Origin of the sequence: Methylomonas sp. 11b (assembly GCF_000515215.1) — a bacterium.
Taxonomy (GTDB): Bacteria; Pseudomonadota; Gammaproteobacteria; order Methylococcales; family Methylomonadaceae; genus Methylomonas.
In genome coordinates this window covers 719,198-734,319 of record NZ_KI911557.1, presented here as the reverse complement: position 1 = coordinate 734,319, position 15,122 = coordinate 719,198, and the positions used below count along the sequence as shown (strand labels likewise).

The 15,122-nt window shown below is 48.7% G+C and carries 14 protein-coding genes; 7 read left to right on the top strand and 7 right to left on the bottom strand.

The annotated features are described in order from the left end of the window. Positions 1–141: 141 nt before the first annotated feature. Positions 142–1,122: an RNA polymerase sigma factor RpoS gene (rpoS, locus tag METH11B_RS0103620; protein ID WP_020481275.1), complete on the top strand. Its 981-nt coding sequence runs from the start codon at positions 142–144 to the stop codon at positions 1,120–1,122. A gap of 79 nt (positions 1,123–1,201) precedes the next feature. Here the strand turns inward: rpoS and METH11B_RS0103615 are convergent, their stop codons facing one another. Both METH11B_RS0103615 and ppx read right to left on the bottom strand, forming a co-directional pair. Continuing rightward, complete coding sequence (locus METH11B_RS0103615) at positions 1,202–2,437, bottom strand: hypothetical protein (RefSeq protein ID WP_026600835.1); 1,236 nt, start codon at positions 2,435–2,437, stop codon at positions 1,202–1,204. After that, positions 2,431–3,933, bottom strand: coding sequence for an exopolyphosphatase (ppx, locus tag METH11B_RS0103610; RefSeq protein WP_026600834.1), 1,503 nt, complete (start codon positions 3,931–3,933; stop codon positions 2,431–2,433). The genes METH11B_RS0103615 and ppx overlap by 7 nt, the downstream gene beginning before the upstream one ends. Before the next feature lie 118 nt (positions 3,934–4,051). Here ppx and METH11B_RS0103605 point away from each other — a divergent pair, with 118 nt between their 5' ends. Together METH11B_RS0103605 and METH11B_RS0103600 are read left to right on the top strand one after the other, a co-directional pair. Next, entirely contained in the window at positions 4,052–4,957 is a 906-nt protein-coding gene (locus tag METH11B_RS0103605; RefSeq protein WP_026600833.1) for an ABC transporter ATP-binding protein, read from the top strand. Next, positions 4,954–5,718, top strand: a complete 765-nt coding sequence (locus tag METH11B_RS0103600; protein ID WP_026600832.1) for an ABC transporter permease — start codon at positions 4,954–4,956, stop codon at positions 5,716–5,718. Before METH11B_RS0103605 ends, METH11B_RS0103600 begins: the two co-directional genes overlap by 4 nt. Positions 5,719–5,722: 4 nt before the next feature. On the opposite strand, the gene METH11B_RS0103595 is transcribed toward METH11B_RS0103600, so the two are convergent. The 3 genes from METH11B_RS0103595 to fliK form a co-directional block, all read right to left on the bottom strand. Next, positions 5,723–6,457 (bottom strand): helix-turn-helix domain-containing protein, encoded by a 735-nt coding sequence (locus METH11B_RS0103595; RefSeq protein ID WP_036275577.1) that lies wholly within the window; start codon positions 6,455–6,457, stop codon positions 5,723–5,725. 62 nt (positions 6,458–6,519) lie between these two features. Further along, a complete protein-coding gene (locus tag METH11B_RS0103590; RefSeq protein ID WP_026600830.1) occupies positions 6,520–7,524 on the bottom strand; it encodes a class 1 fructose-bisphosphatase in 1,005 nt (334 codons plus the stop codon). Positions 7,525–7,676: 152 nt separating this feature from the next. After that, positions 7,677–9,182, bottom strand: a complete 1,506-nt coding sequence (fliK, locus tag METH11B_RS0103585; RefSeq protein ID WP_026600829.1) for a flagellar hook-length control protein FliK — start codon at positions 9,180–9,182, stop codon at positions 7,677–7,679. 288 nt (positions 9,183–9,470) lie between these two features. On the opposite strand from fliK, the gene METH11B_RS0103580 reads away from it, so the two are divergent. Together METH11B_RS0103580 and METH11B_RS27575 are read left to right on the top strand one after the other, a co-directional pair. Further along, positions 9,471–11,405 carry a hypothetical protein gene (locus METH11B_RS0103580; protein ID WP_026600828.1) on the top strand — a complete coding sequence of 645 codons (1,935 nt, stop codon included), beginning with the start codon at positions 9,471–9,473 and terminating at the stop codon, positions 11,403–11,405. Positions 11,406–11,940: 535 nt separating this feature from the next. Beyond that, positions 11,941–12,177, top strand: a complete 237-nt coding sequence (locus METH11B_RS27575) for a hypothetical protein (protein WP_155931074.1) — start codon at positions 11,941–11,943, stop codon at positions 12,175–12,177. Between the two features lie 201 nt (positions 12,178–12,378). Here METH11B_RS27575 and METH11B_RS0103570 read toward each other — a convergent pair whose 3' ends face one another. Next, a complete protein-coding gene (locus METH11B_RS0103570; protein ID WP_026600826.1) occupies positions 12,379–13,182 on the bottom strand; it encodes a sulfite exporter TauE/SafE family protein in 804 nt (267 codons plus the stop codon). Positions 13,183–13,193: 11 nt separating this feature from the next. Then, positions 13,194–13,838: a thiopurine S-methyltransferase gene (gene tmpT / locus METH11B_RS0103565; protein ID WP_026600825.1), complete on the bottom strand. Its 645-nt coding sequence runs from the start codon at positions 13,836–13,838 to the stop codon at positions 13,194–13,196. Positions 13,839–13,975: 137 nt separating this feature from the next. On the opposite strand from tmpT, the gene METH11B_RS0103560 reads away from it, so the two are divergent. Both METH11B_RS0103560 and METH11B_RS0103555 read left to right on the top strand, forming a co-directional pair. Then, entirely contained in the window at positions 13,976–14,392 is a 417-nt protein-coding gene (locus METH11B_RS0103560; protein WP_026600824.1) for a helix-turn-helix domain-containing protein, read from the top strand. A gap of 161 nt (positions 14,393–14,553) precedes the next feature. Next, positions 14,554–15,105, top strand: a complete 552-nt coding sequence (locus METH11B_RS0103555; RefSeq protein ID WP_026600823.1) for a cysteine hydrolase family protein — start codon at positions 14,554–14,556, stop codon at positions 15,103–15,105. Positions 15,106–15,122: the final 17 nt, after the last annotated feature.

Sequence of the window (15,122 nt, the reverse complement as noted above, 5' to 3'; positions counted from 1 at the left end):
ACAGTGAGCAATATCGGTTCCGTTGTTGGGTTTCAATCTTATCTGCATTTAAATAGTTTTAAGGGATTAATAGTTATCTGGCGAGACACGTACCAATAAAAATAAACGATTCAGCAAGCCAAAATACCTGGGAGATTAATCATGATGGAAGAAACGATAGATGTAATTAAAGATATGGATATTCCAGATTTCATTTCTTTTGATGATGTCGATGAAGAAGTTGTCGAAATCGATCCGAACGAAACGTTTAAGCTAGCCGAGATAGAAAGTAACGAATCGCAAAATGAGAGTACTTTCGATGCCACCCGAGCGTATCTGAATGAACTTAGTAAATCCCAGCTGCTAACTGCCGATGAAGAAAAAATCTACGGCAGACGTACTCAGCAGGGCGATCCAAAAGCCCGAAAAATTATGATCGAAAGCAATTTACGTCTCGTTGTCAAAATTTCCAGGCGCTATTTAAACCGCGGGCTCCCTTTACTCGATTTAATCGAAGAAGGTAATTTGGGGTTGATCCGAGCAGTTGAAAAATTCGACCCGGATCGAGGCTTCAGATTTTCCACCTATGCAACGTGGTGGATCAGACAGACCATCGAACGCGCAATCATGAATCAGACCCGAACTATTCGCCTGCCTATTCATATTGTTAAGGAAATGAACATTTATTTGAAAGCGCAGCGGAATTTAGCGCAACAGCTTGATCACGAGCCCACTGTCGACGAGATAGCGCGGCATCTTGATAAACCCGCTAAAACCGTCAGTAAAATGCTGAAACTCAACGAACGCGTCACATCCGTTGATGTGTCTTTCGGTAAGGATTTTGACAAACCTCTACTTGAGACAATTTCCGAAGAAGAAAGCCGTAATCCTGCTGAAATTTTGCAAGACGACTTTATTCAACATAACGTCACCTACTGGGTCTATCAGCTTGCCGAAAAACAGCGCGAAGTCATTTGTCGTAGATATGGTCTTTGCGGCTTCGAAAACGCAACTTTGGAACAGGTAGCCTTAGAATTGGGCGTAACTCGCGAAAGAGTCAGACAAATACAGATGGACGGCTTGAAGCGTCTGAAAGAGATTCTTGAAAGTAGCGGCTATTCGTTCGAATCGATTTTTAGCTAATAGTAAAATTTAACCGGCGGCAAACCAGAGTAGTGTGACTTTTTGTCAGATCTGGTTTGGGTGTCTTTTCTGAGGAACCTCATAATTGATACAACGGCAAGCCTTTAATTCTGTCGTCGATTAGTTGGATCAGTTCGTTGTATGCAGAACTTCCTACAGAATGAAATTTGCTAACAAACGTTGCCTCGTCCATATGTTCAGGTAAGTCCTGCAATTCCGGGATAATAGAAGAATAATCTTTAGTGCTAGACATTATTCTTTGTAATTTCCTCGCTTTCTCGGTTGATGCTACTGCTATTTGACCGAATCTAGTCCCGGCTCGATCGGCTGTCAGATCAATGAAACTGAAGCCGCTGCCTTTTTGCGCATCTCCCAATTCTTTATCGATGCCAATTTGCTCGCCGAGTAATGAGGAATCAAGAATTGCCAATAGTGCCGAAGCAATAAAATGTTGAGGTATATCCACTCGCTTATAAGCAAATACAGGATATTCCTTGCTGTAGACCAAACCAAGCGGCAAATAGCGGCGTAAGTCCTGTTTATAGATGTAGCTGCCGACAGCAATGATGATCGCGCGATTTTCCTGAACGGCGTCCTCCGTCGGTGTTTGTTGATACGCCGTCAAAAATAAAGGTTGCAACAAATCTGTGATAGATAAGCGCCAGCTTGGATCATGTTGGCTGACGATTTCGTTAATTTGCTGTTGATAGCGATGCAGGTTTGGGTAATCCCGATGTTTTTGGATAGCCAATTGCTTCGCCGCGTCAACTATGGACCCTAGATAACTAATTTCCAAAGCTTGCGGACTAATGCGGACTTTCTTGACGTATTGACTCAATAATTGCCAATGCTGCTCTAGCGGCGTGTTATGCACGATAGCGGGAATTAGGAGGTTAGCAGCTGGATCGGGAATGGAAATTTCTCCAATTTTCAACGACTTGATAACAATGGCATCATCTTGTTCTCGTAAGTTAAAACTAAAGTCCAGATATCTACCCCAGGGGCTTTTGGGAACAAATATCGCTATCTGAATCATTAATCTGTCATCGACAATCTGAATTTGCGTCGTATTTTCCGCAAAATGGTTTAGCAGATAACTTACCGCAATATTCAAGTCCTTCTGGTCCAAACTAACTGTTTTAATTTGGCCTCTTTCCTCCGGTGCCACATGCAATAACTGCTTCGCTCGCTGTATGTCTTCGCGGTTCAAACCCTGATGGATTTTTATCAACGGCGTATCGTCGATTGCGAAAAACAGTAAGCCTACGAACAATATTCCCAGTGAAAGTAGGATATACAGCAGGAATTTCAGCATTGATCGAAGATCAGATTAAAACGGGCCTCCTTGAGGTAGTACATTTCTTGTTTGAGATCGGCATGTGTCAGAGGCGCTTGTTCCAGCCAATTTTCCGGAAAATCAATTTTTATATCGTGGCGATTAATGGTGATGCTAAAGTCCGGACGTTTGCTATTACGGTTGCGGTGCAGCAAAGCGGCCAGCCGAAATACGACTGCCATGATCGGCGCATGTTGCCGCCAAGGAAATGGTAAATCCTCAAAACGGCTTAAATTAAGCTTTTTGCGGTGACTGCGCACCAGCTTGGACAGCAACAGCTGATCTTGTTTGGAAAAACCCGCCAAATCGCCATTTTCGATAATATAGGCGCTGTGCTTGTGATACTGACTGTGGGCGATCTCAAAGCCGATTTCATGGAGTTCCGCAGCCCATTCTAAAAACTGTAAACTGGCGGGATTGTCGTTAAAGCAAGGGTGATTGTCTAATTGCTGAACGATGTAACGTAGGGTTTCTTTGAGCTGTTGACTGTGTGAAGTGTCGGTGTGGTAACGCGCGGCAATGGTTTGACTGGTCTGCGAACGAACGTCATCGTTGTAAATTCTGCCCAGCAGATCCTGTACCAATCCTTCGCGCAATGCACCATCCGAAACCGTCATTTGCTGAATATTCAAGGTCTTGAACGTCGCATAAACAATAGCGACCGCGCCGATAAACACTGGCCGCCGCTCGATACTCAAGGCCGGAAAGCTGATTTCGTCGATTCGATTAAGTTTCAAGAGATGTGCTACCAACTGTTCCAACCCTTCATTGGTGATGCCGTTATTACTCCACCCCATGGTTTGCAGCACGTTGCTGATGGCTTTCAGGCTGCCGGAAGCGCCGATGGCTTCCTCCCAGTTTTGGGAATTGAACGCATTTTGAAAGGGTTCGAGATGTTGCTCGGCAAACAGCATTGCCTTGCGAAAGGCCTTTTTGGTCAGTTCGCCGTTTTTGAAAAAGTTCTGGCTGACGGTGACGCAGCCCATGTTCAGGCTTTCTTTGGTGTGGGCGATATCATCACGGCCAATAATATACTCTGTGCTACTGCCGCCGATGTCCATCACAAAGCGGTTGTTGGCATTGCTGCCCAGACTGTGGGCTACGCCTTGGTAGATTAACCGCGCTTCTTCGATACCCGAAATGATATGAATCGGATGCCCCAGGGCTTTTTCGGCCTTGTTGATGAATTGTTGCGAGTTTCTGGCGATGCGTAGCGTGTTGGTGCCAACTATTGCGACGCTGTTGGGTGCGAAATCCCGGATGCGCTGACCGAAGCGTTCCAGGCAGGCTAGGGCGCGCTCTTGCGTGATCTGGTCGAGATTTTTATGTTGATCCAGTCCCGCAGCCAGACGCACCATTTCTTTCAAGCGGTCGATGGTTTGCAATTTGCCGTTATGCAAGCTGCATATGATCATGTGAAAACTGTTGGAACCCAGATCGACGGCAGCAACACTGGTCGGTATTTGATGTGGCAAGAGTCTATTCCTGTTCAGGCTGCTGAGGGTTGGCGAATTCTGATAGAATCGGAAAGCTTTATTGACGCATTTTTAAAGATCGCGTCAATTCCTTTGCCCGAGATTATAACATTAGAGCATGACGGCTTTATCCATCCAAAACCTAAAAAAGACCTACAACAATGGCTTTGTAGCCTTGAAAGGCGTGGATCTCGATGTCCAGCGCGGCGACTTTTTCGCGTTGTTGGGTCCCAATGGCGCCGGCAAATCGACCTTGATCGGCATCATCAGTTCGCTGGTCAACAAAACCAGCGGATCGGTCAGCATCTTCGGTCACGACTTGGATAAAGACAATGTCGCCGCCAAAACCTGCATTGGCGTGGTACCGCAGGAAGTGAACTTCAATCAATTCGAAACCAGCATGAGCGTGGTGATGAACCAGGCCGGCTATTACGGCATTCCGCGGAAGCAAGCCTTGCAGCGCACCGAACAATGCTTGCGGCAAATGGAACTGTGGGATAAGCGCGACGTAGTGTCCCGGCGCTTGTCCGGCGGCATGAAGCGGCGGTTGATGATAGCCAGAGCAATGGTGCATTCTCCACGCTTGTTAATATTGGACGAACCCACCGCCGGCGTGGACATCGAAATCCGCCGCTCGATGTGGGAGATGATGCAGGACGTCAACAAACAAGGCACCACCATCATTTTGACTACCCATTATCTGGAAGAAGCCGAAAGCCTATGCCGGAATATCGCCATCATCAATAACGGACAAATCATCGAGAAATCGGCGATGAGCAGTTTGTTGAGTCGCTTGCATACCGATCATTTTGTATTGGATATATCTCGCCCATTAACTCAAGCACCGGCAATCGATGGCTGTGAAATTGTGTTGAGCGCCGATACCGTATTGGATGTGGCGGTGCCGAAAAGCCACGGTCTAAACCGTTTATTTCAGGCCCTATCTGAGCAACATATCGAGGTTCTAAGCCTGCGCAACAAGTCTAATCGTCTGGAACAATTATTTTTGGATTTGGTGCAATGAACTACTCGGTCGCTTTTTTTACGATTTTATTCAAAGAAATCCGCCGTTTCACCCGGATTTGGCCGCAAACGCTATTGCCACCGGCCATTACCACGGCGCTGTATTTCCTTATCTTCGGCAAGTTGATCGGTGACCGCATAGGCTTGGTACATGGCGTCAGCTATATGGACTACATCGTGCCCGGCATTATTCTGATGTCGGTGATCAGCCATTCTTACTCCAATGTGGTGTCCTCGTTTTATTCCACCAAATTCCAGCGTCATATCGAAGAGCTTTTGGTGGCGCCGGTGCCGAATTATGTGATTTTGGCCGGTTACGTCTGCGGCGGCATCGCCCGCGGAGTGTTGGTCGGCATAGTGGTGGCGGGGATTTCAATGATGTTTACCCACACTACGATCCTGCATTGGGACATCGCGGTTACAGTGTTTGTGCTGACGGCGACCTTGTTCGCACTGGCCGGTTTCATCAACGCGGTGTTTGCCGATAGCTTTGATGATATTTCCATCATTCCGAACTTTGTCTTGACGCCGTTGAGTTATCTGGGCGGCGTGTTCTATTCGGTAGCGATGTTGCCGGGAATCTGGCAAAAAATCGCCCAAGCCAATCCGATTTTATACATGATCAACGCTTTTCGTTACGGCATGATCGGGGTCAGTGATGTAGAGATTGAACTGGCTTTCGCGATGACGGGCGGCTTTATCGTGTTTTTAACCGCACTAAGCTTGTTGCTGTTGCATAAAGGTATCGGTATTAAAAATTAGTCCATTACTCCAACGGCACTAACATATTGCGCAAGGCGTTAAGATCTTTGATCGCGATAAAGCGGTTCTGCACCACAATCAAATTATCATCCTGAAATTTTTTCAGCAGCCGGCTCACCGTTTCCAAAGCCAGACCCAGATGATTGCCGATTTCCTGGCGGGTGAGCGACAGCTTGAATTCCGACGACGAAAATCCGCGCCGCTTCAACCTTTCGGATAAGCTGATCAAAAAGTAAGCCAAGCGCTCCTCCGCTGGCCTCTTGCTTAGCACCAGCTGATTTTTATCCTCCAGCATTTTCTCGCCGGTATGCCGAAACAATTCGCGCGTCAGGCTGGGCATGTTCTTGAACAAATCTTCCATATTGTCGGCGGGCAGGATGCAAAAACTCATGGTTTCCAAAGCAATAGCCGCGCAGCCGTGCTTTTCGGCGGATAGTCCGTCGAAGCCCAGTAATTCGCCGGGCAACAGAATATTCAGAATATGCTCGTTGCCGTAGCTATCGTTAGCCACCAGCTTGGCGCTACCGGACTTTATCGCCAGAATGCCTCGGAAATTGTCGCCTTCGCGGTAGATAAAATCGCCGCGCTGCAAAGTTTTGCGGGCCTTGACGACTTGGCTGATGTTATTAATTTCGGCTTGCGACAGGCCGCGCGGTAAACAAATATTATCCAGACTGCAATTAACGCAACTGACTTGATTTTTAAGCGGCTCAGTGGCTTGGGGTTTTGATGAAAGCATAGTTTTGGGCTTGATAGTTTGCCGCTTCACCAGGAAACGGCGAGTTTACGACGGTTTGTTGGTTAATCCTGTTGGTGATAAGCAACTATGCGTTCTACTTCGGATTTGGAACCCAAAATCAATGGAACCCGTTGATGAATACTGCTGGGTTTCAAGTCCAAAATCCGTTCACGGCCGGTCGAACATAGTCCGCCAGCTTGTTCGATAATGAATGCCATCGGGTTGGCCTCGTACATCAGCCGTAGTTTGCCGGGCTTGGACGGATCGCGTAAGTCGTGCGGATACAGGAATACGCCGCCGCGCGTGAGGATGCGATAGACTTCAGCCACCAGCGAAGCCACCCAACGCATATTGAAATCTTTGCCGCGCGGCCCGTCGACGCCGGCGACACATTCGTCAATATAACGCTTCACCGGCTGCTCCCAGAAACGTTGGTTTGACATGTTGATGGCAAACTCGCTGCTTTCCTCGGGAATTTTCATATTGCAATGGGTCAGAATGAACTCGCCGATATCCTGATCCAGCGTAAAAGCATTCACCCCGTTGCCTGTGGTTAGCACCAACATGGTGGATGGGCCATACAACACAAAACCGGCGCAGACTTGCTCGGTGCCTTTGCGCAAAAAATCCTCGGTTTCCGGTTCGACGCCTTCCCGGCAGCGCAGAATCGAAAAAATCGTACCCACAGTCAGATTAATATCGATATTCGACGAGCCATCCAGCGGATCGAACAACACCAGATATTTGCCCTTTGGATATTGTTTTGGGATTTTGATCGGATCGTTGATTTCCTCCGATGCCATGCCGCCCAGAGAACCACTCCAGTCCAAAGCTTTGACCATGATGTCATTGGTAATAATATCCAACTTTTTTTGTACTTCGCCCTGCACGTTTTCCGACTCGGCACTGCCCAACACCCCAATTAAGGCACCGCAATTGACCCGGTGAGAGATCTGTTTGCACGCAGTCACGATGTTATTCAGCAGCAGGGTGAACGTACCGGAAGCGTCCGGCAGCCCGCGCTGCTGCTCGATGATGAACTGGGTCAAGGTAACTTGGTGGGACATGCTTTAATTCTCCATAGCATCGGCTAGTGTAAGAAATTGTTCCGGCAACCGCGGCAGCTTAATGCCTGGTTGGGCGAATAAATAGTTGCGGTAAGGGTGTTTGCCCGTTCGCGGTAGATTTGTTTATCCAATTGCAATATTCCGGCCCGGTATCAGACTTTTTCGCTCAACAGGCTTTGCGGCGGGAGCGTTTGCGGATTGGTTTGCGTGGGTTTTCCTTGTTGAACATCCATAAATCCGGGTTTTAATCCTTTTTGTTCGAACTGTTGTCTTAAATAATCCAGACGCGCATTAATTTTATCCACGGTGCTGGTGGACTCACTCCAGAACCGGGTATTAATACTGCCGTCGTAACAGGAGACCTTGCAATGTATTGTAGCAAGTTCGGGAGGGGTAATGGTAATGCTCACTACCCAGTTCTTTTGGCCGTTCTCACTGTTGGCTTGTTTATCTTGTTCCACCATCAGTTGCAGCGTTTCCGGTGAGGCTTTATTAAAGAACGGTAATTCCAGTATCCAGACATGTTTGGGCGAATCATCCCTGGGCAGCGAGCTTAGTTGATCCAAGGTTAATTTGGCCAGATTGCCCTGGGCTTTTTGCAAGGTTTCTTTCAGTATTTCGCTTGCAGTCTGCTGCGCCGCACTTTCGTCCTTAGGCATAGCCAGTTCCAAGCCTAGCTGTGCAATCAGCTTGCTCAATTTTAATTTAAAATCGTCCTGCAACATTGGCACTTGCTGGTTTGCCTCCGCGTCGACCAAATTGCGTTCCATAAACAGACCGGACTGGGCGATGGCTTGCTTTAGCGTGGCCGGTTCGAACAGCTTGGTTTTGTCCGGAATATGCTGCAATATTTCGCGGGCCAGTTGCTTGAGTAATTCGCCTACGGTTTTATCGTTTTCGGCAGGCTGTATCAAAGGCGCCAGTTGCTCCAGCAATTGTTGTGACGGTACTTGAACGGGCAACAACTGTTTAAACACCGTCGCGATGTGTTCGTCAATAGAAAGCGCAGGTAAAGACGCGCTAAGCACCGGAGGCTCGCCGCTCTTGAGCATTTGTAAATCGATGCGGCTACCGACAGTTAACGCGGATTTAGCCAGCGGATCGCTCCATTGCAATTGCTTGCTATCCAGCACCACTTGGTTTTCGCCGCCTGGCAACGCGCTGCTTTGGGATTGCTTGGCATCACCCGGCACCGGCGTCAGTTGCACCGTTAGGGTATGTTTGCCGATATTTAAAACCTGCGCCTGTACATGGTCACCGGGGTTTAATGTCGCCAACGGATTGCCGGGTGGCGGTGCAGTTGATGTCGCGGTCGGGGTCGGAGAGGGCAGTAATTTAAGTAGTTGTGCTTCGGGCGCTGCTAAGCTTGACGTATTCGGCGCTTGCGATAGTGGCGGAGCGATAATTTTTAACTCCGGTGTCGGCAAAAGTTTCACCACTTGCAACTGCAAGGTCTGGCCGGGTTGCAAAGCCAATGCCTGTTGGCTCTGCAAAGTCATGGTTTTATCGGCAACGCTGACCGTCAAGGTATTCAGCATGAATTGATTGGTGATGATTTTGGCGTCCAGCACTTGATTCAGTTTTAGCTCTGTAATCGAAGCGCTCGATTTGCTCAAGGCCATGACCAGTTTGGCATCTAAAGGCAGCTTTATATCCATGACATTCTCACCTCGCCGTAATCGGGATTTACGCGTTGAAACTAGATTACTACAAAAACTTGCCTAGGCGCTTAACAGCTATTGGGCAGGTTTTGGCTGAGAGCGCCGGTTAGTCACTTAGCAAAACCCTACGTTAGTCATTCATCCACCAAGCGGGCGGTGAGTTAATTGCTTGAGGAACAGTAAATCATCAAGCCAAAACCGTTAAATACCTTATTTATAAAGGGCTTGACAACATCCTTGCTCTGGCTCTAGGCTCAGTTGACATTCAACTGGGGAGAGCGAGCCATGAAATTGCTGCAATTGGGTTTTATCTGTACGGTTTTTTGGATTAATACCGCGCTCGCGGTTAGCGTGACACAACGCGCCGGCAATAATTTTCGTACCGCAGCCAACAATCAAGAGCTCACGCTTAATAAGACTAACGTGAATTCGGAGCAGTTCGGTCTGCTGCGTACTTACGATTTCAACGCCAAAGTCGAAACCCAGCCCTTGGTAATCGAAAATGGCGCTGGCGCCGATGATTTAGTGATCATCACCACGATGAAGAACGAAGTGATCGGTATCAACGCCCGCACCAACGACACAGTCTATAAAGTTAAACTCGGCCCCGAGATCAGCTCGCAAGACATGGACATGTGGAAGCACACGCCAACCTGGGGTATTTCCGCCACGCCGATTATCGATCCGGCCAGCAACACGTTGTTTGTCGCGTCCTGGCAAAAGAAAAACAACGACAACCGGTTCCGCGATTACTGGGTGTATGCCTTAAATCCGCTAAACGGCAGTCAAAAAAGTAAACCAGTGCGTATCTTCGGTAAGTCGCAGGAAGGCAACGGCTGCTGGTTTAACGACGCCGGCGCGACATATAAGCAAAACAATCAAACCAGGCAATATGTCTATCCCAAGCTGCGCGCCGGACTGGCATTGACAGAGAACAACGGCTTGGTCATGGCATTTGCCGCCAACGGCGAATCTCTGATGGGCGGCAGGAAAAATCCGCATGGTTTCGTGGTGGCTTACGACACTAGAGCCTTGCTCGGCCAAGCCGGTTTTTCCAAACAAGCCGCGATATTTTGCGCCACCTCATTCAATTCCTGGGGTGCCGGCATCTGGCATGCCGGCGGTGCGCCGGTCACCGAAGACGACATGATTTATGTCGCCACCTCCAACGGCACTTCAAATAACGGCGATGTCGATCTGGCTGAAAGCATGATCAAACTCCGCTTCAAACCCAGCGTTGTCGGGGCCCGGCCCGAACTGGAAAAGGTGGATTTTTACAAGGCGTTTCTGGATGAGCGCGTTGCCGGCGATAAGTGCCTCTGGAGCGACAATAATTCCGAAGTTTCCTGCGGCCGGGCCCAGGCGCATGCTGCGGGCGCCGACTGGGATTTCGGCGCGGCCGGGCCGATGCTGGTGCCGGGCTCCCGGCTGCTGTTGCAAGGTACCAAGGACGGCATCATTTATTCCTTGGACAAACTTAATTTGGGCAGGAACGACCGCTTCAATCAATTGATGTCCAAACCGCCGTTGGTGGCAACCTACTTCGCGGGCGGCGTTCAGGAAAATTGGGATCGGGCCCAGCATCTGAATCGTAGCCTACCGTGCCCAGCATCCGGGCATAGCGATCACGGCTGGTTCGTGCCATGCGGCGACCCGGAAAACAATAAAATGCACCACATCCATTCTCTGGCCTTGGCGCAACGCGATCAGAGCGGCGGCATCGTCTATGTCTGGGGTGAAAACTCGCGTTTGAAAACCTATAATTTTTCCACCGTGGACGGTAATTTACCAAGCTTCCGTGCCGAAGCTGAGGATCTGGCCTCGGTGGGCGTCGAATCGCCCGGCGGCATGCCCGGCGGTCTGTTGATGGTCTCCGGCAAGCCGTCCGCAAGCACTAATTTTGCACCCGCCATCGATTTTGATTCGGCTATCGTCTGGGCGGTATTTTCCAAATTCGGCGATGCCAACAAGGAATTCGCCGAAGGTCAGCTGATTGCCTACGACGCGACCACGATAGAGCCGGGTAATAAGTTGAAACGCTTATTTCGCACCGGCGACGACAATAACGGCGGCTTAGGCAAGATGTCGCGGATGATTCCACCAGTCGTGGCAAATGGCCGGGTGTATGTGATGATTTATCGGGTCGGTACTTCCGACTGCACCGCGCCGGACAATCAATTACCGGTTTGCAGTCAGTTGAAGGTATACGGCTTGAAATAGTCGGGAAACCCGGCGATTTGCAAGCAATCCCAAGAAAATTTCAGCATCATTGTTTCTCGGAACTGAATCGCCGGCCTTATTTTCGCCGGCGTTTTAGCGCCGAGCCGCAACTACCAAGCAATTTACCGAAACGGCCTTTTACGCCGCCGCTCGACAAAATTTCTTCAATAATTCGGTTCAACGATCAAATCGTTGCAGCTTTTTGCGCGAACGATATCGCTCGGAACAGCAACCTTTCAGTCAGGCGCTAAAATCTTCTGGTTATTTTGGAAAACGAGCCGGAAAAAAGCCTGGTTGCTGGGAAAATAAGCGCAACCGTCAACCCTGGAGCTCGATAAATGGGCCGCACCGGCTTTTAGCGCTGATTCGCCGCAACTGTGGATGCGCATGCCTATCGTACGACCGACCATTTTAGCCCTAGACCTGGAAGGCACGCTGATCTCGACCGCTTACAGCCAAATTCCCCAGCCCGGACTCAGACATTTTTTAACGCAGGGTAAAAGACTGGTTTCCGCGAATTGTGGTCTTCACTGCGGTGGAAGAGACGAGATTTAGACCGATTGCTAAACGGCTGGTCGAAGACGACTATACGCAGCCGTGGTTTGCCGACATCGAATATATCCAATGGCAAGGCCCGGTCAAAGACCTGCGGTTTATTCCGGCGGCCCAAGTTGGCGATGTCTTGCTGGTAGAGGAGTGCGTGTGTAATATCGGTCTCGACCCATTCAGGTCCGTCACGTTTCTCCAAACCGGCCAGTCAGAAATATCTTGATTCTGAGAATTTGAGGGCCACAAAGCAGCCGTTGGTGATCTCATCCAATCGGCCATCAACAAACGATTAGGAGTTTCTGTAAAATAGCAAATGTGCGCTAAAGCCACCAACCGATAACGTTCGTCATAACCAATAAATCCTTTATCGGACCAATTTTCGCCCCTGGTTATCGCAATGTTGAGCATAATATCTATCCCCATATTAAACGAGCGAAACTAGCATCGTTATACTCAAAATCAGCGAAATAATAGCGAATACCTTTTTCAAATAATTTACTGGCAGTCTATGGGAGCAGGCAACGCCGCAGGGGGTGACAATAGCGCTAGCGGTAGAGATCGCTAAAAATGCTGGCACATTTATAAACCCAATGACATAGGGGTTGCTTAATGTCTCATACCAGCCGCTAATCATGTAACCAATTGTGCCCGTGACAGCGATAGGTAATCCAATTGCCGCCGAGGAACCAATGGCTTTTTTTATAGCCACATTCCTATATACCAAGTAGCCAATAGTCAGAAAACCTCCACCCACTGCAGCAAGTGTTGATACTGATCCGATACACACTCCAGCCGTAGCCAGTCCGCGGAAGCTCATCGACATTTGACGGGGGTTGGGCTGCCAATTCATAAACATTTGCACCGCTACAATCGCCATAAACAGCGCAAAAAACAGGGCAATATAGGCTGCGCTAAAGTTAGCGGCCAACTGGGTAGTCAGAATAGAACCAAGGATGATTCCCGGAGACATTCCGCGAACGATCTGCCAGTCAACCGCGTTTCGTGAAACATGTGCGTGGACGCTTGCGGCTGAAGAAATAATCATGCAAGCCAATGACGTTCCCAATGCCACATGAACTACTTTTTCTACGCTAGTACCTTGGTAAAGAAAAATGGATGACAGAAAAGGAACCAGAATTCCGCCGCCACCAAGTCCCAGTAAGCCCGCGATAAAGCCCGCCAAAGCACCCAGCACAAGATACAACGATATCCATTCAACACCCGGCATGATAAACCAACCTATTTATTAGCGTTTTGGAGTAACCAGACGGTCTCCGTTGCTGCAACTTCGCCCTTCAATCCGCCTTCAACATTCTTGCATTCAACAGACTTCAGTCGGTAAGCAGCCTCATAATGATGCTTTACTTCGTTTTCGGTCACTGAAAACGGAGGCCCATCCATCTGCAGTTGGTCGTATTCATAAGTAATCAGTAACTGCGCTGCCGTGCCACTTATGTTCATCAGATGCGACGTATAGCGCTCCCGTAAGCCGGATGGCAGGGCAACTAAGGCCGCTCGATCGTATATCGCGTTTATGGCACCAAGAAGCTCGGTAGACACGTCGAAAATATCACCGACGAATATGTCTATGTCTTTAGCACTGTATTGGGTCAATTTTCCAGCCTTAAAGGTTTTTGGCTCTAAGCCAAGTTCATTGAACAACTCGCTAACGGCGAGTTTGCTCAATTCCGCGCCAGCCACTCGATAACCTCTGCTAAGCAACCACGCTATATCCCTGGTCTTACCGCACAACGGCAGAAACACGCGACTGCCTTTTTTCAGATGTAATTCTTTAAAATGCGCGACCAGATGTTGGTTTGCCTCGCTTTCATGAAATGCAATCTCACCGCGTTCCCATTTTTGATGCCAGAAACTTGCTTCCATCTCGACTCCTTAAATCATTAGCCTATTAAAATTCAACATTTATTTGGTGTTTCAGTCTTGAAAAACCGTTATTTTCGAGCCTAGGATAAAAATTCAAGTCAACTTGAGGTCAAGCATTAATTTCAACAGGAAAATGTATGGATATTACTGAGGTTACTAAGGCATCGGGATTACCGGCCTCCACGTTGCGTTTTTATGAAGAGAAAGGATTGATTCGGTCTACAGGGCGAATAGGGTTGCGCCGTATATTCAGTGGCGATGTGTTGGAGCGTCTGGCATTAATTGCTTTGGCGCGCGGTGCCGGTTTCTCGCTTGATGAGATCGGCGAGATGTTTACCCCTGAAGGGCCTGACATCGATAGAACTTTGCTTTTGGCCAAGGCGGATGAGTTGGATAGAAAAATTAATGAACTGACGGCTATGCGTGATGGACTTCGCCATGCAGCGGTCTGCAATGCGCCGAGCCATTTTGAATGTCCAAAATTTCGTCGCCTCCTCCGAGTTGCGGGTAAACATCGGTTCCGGCAGCCAAATAAATTGAAGGACAAAATTTAAGTGATGAGTGCGATTATCTCAGCTCGGCTTTACTGATTGTTTAGGGTATTAACATGTGCCATATGTGATCGCTTCTAAATCGGTGCTTACTCTCGGATTAGAAAATCGTAACCCGAGGTTCTATATCACGGTTTTTTTAATGCTAAATAACTGAGTATCCTATGAAACGAACGGCTTTAATTTTAATTGATGTGCAGCAGGGTTTTGATCACCCGAAATGGGGCATCAGAAATAACCCCGATGCAGAACGGAACATTGCCCGGCTGCTGGCGCGTTGGCGAACATTGTCGTTACCGATAATCCATATTCAACACCTTTCCACCACCGCAGATTCGCCGTTAGCGCCGGATCAACCTGGCTGCGATTTCAAACCGGAAGCCAAACCCACGGACGGCGAACCGGTCTTCGGCAAGCAGGTGAATAGTGCTTTCATTGGAACGGGTCTGGATCAGTTTCTTAAAGAACACGGCATACATAACCTTATCATCGCGGGTTTCACCACCGACCATTGCGTCTCCACCACAACCCGCATGGCGGGCAATCTCGGCTATGAAACCATACTTGTGTCCGACGCGACCGCCACTTTTAATCGCCGTGGGCTCGACGGCGTCAATATCTCCGCTGACGCCATCCATAACGTGCATTTGGCCAGCCTTGACGGCGAGTTCTGCAAGGTTAGAGGCACGGACGAAATATTGACCGATTTTACTTAAACCACGTTAACTTCAGA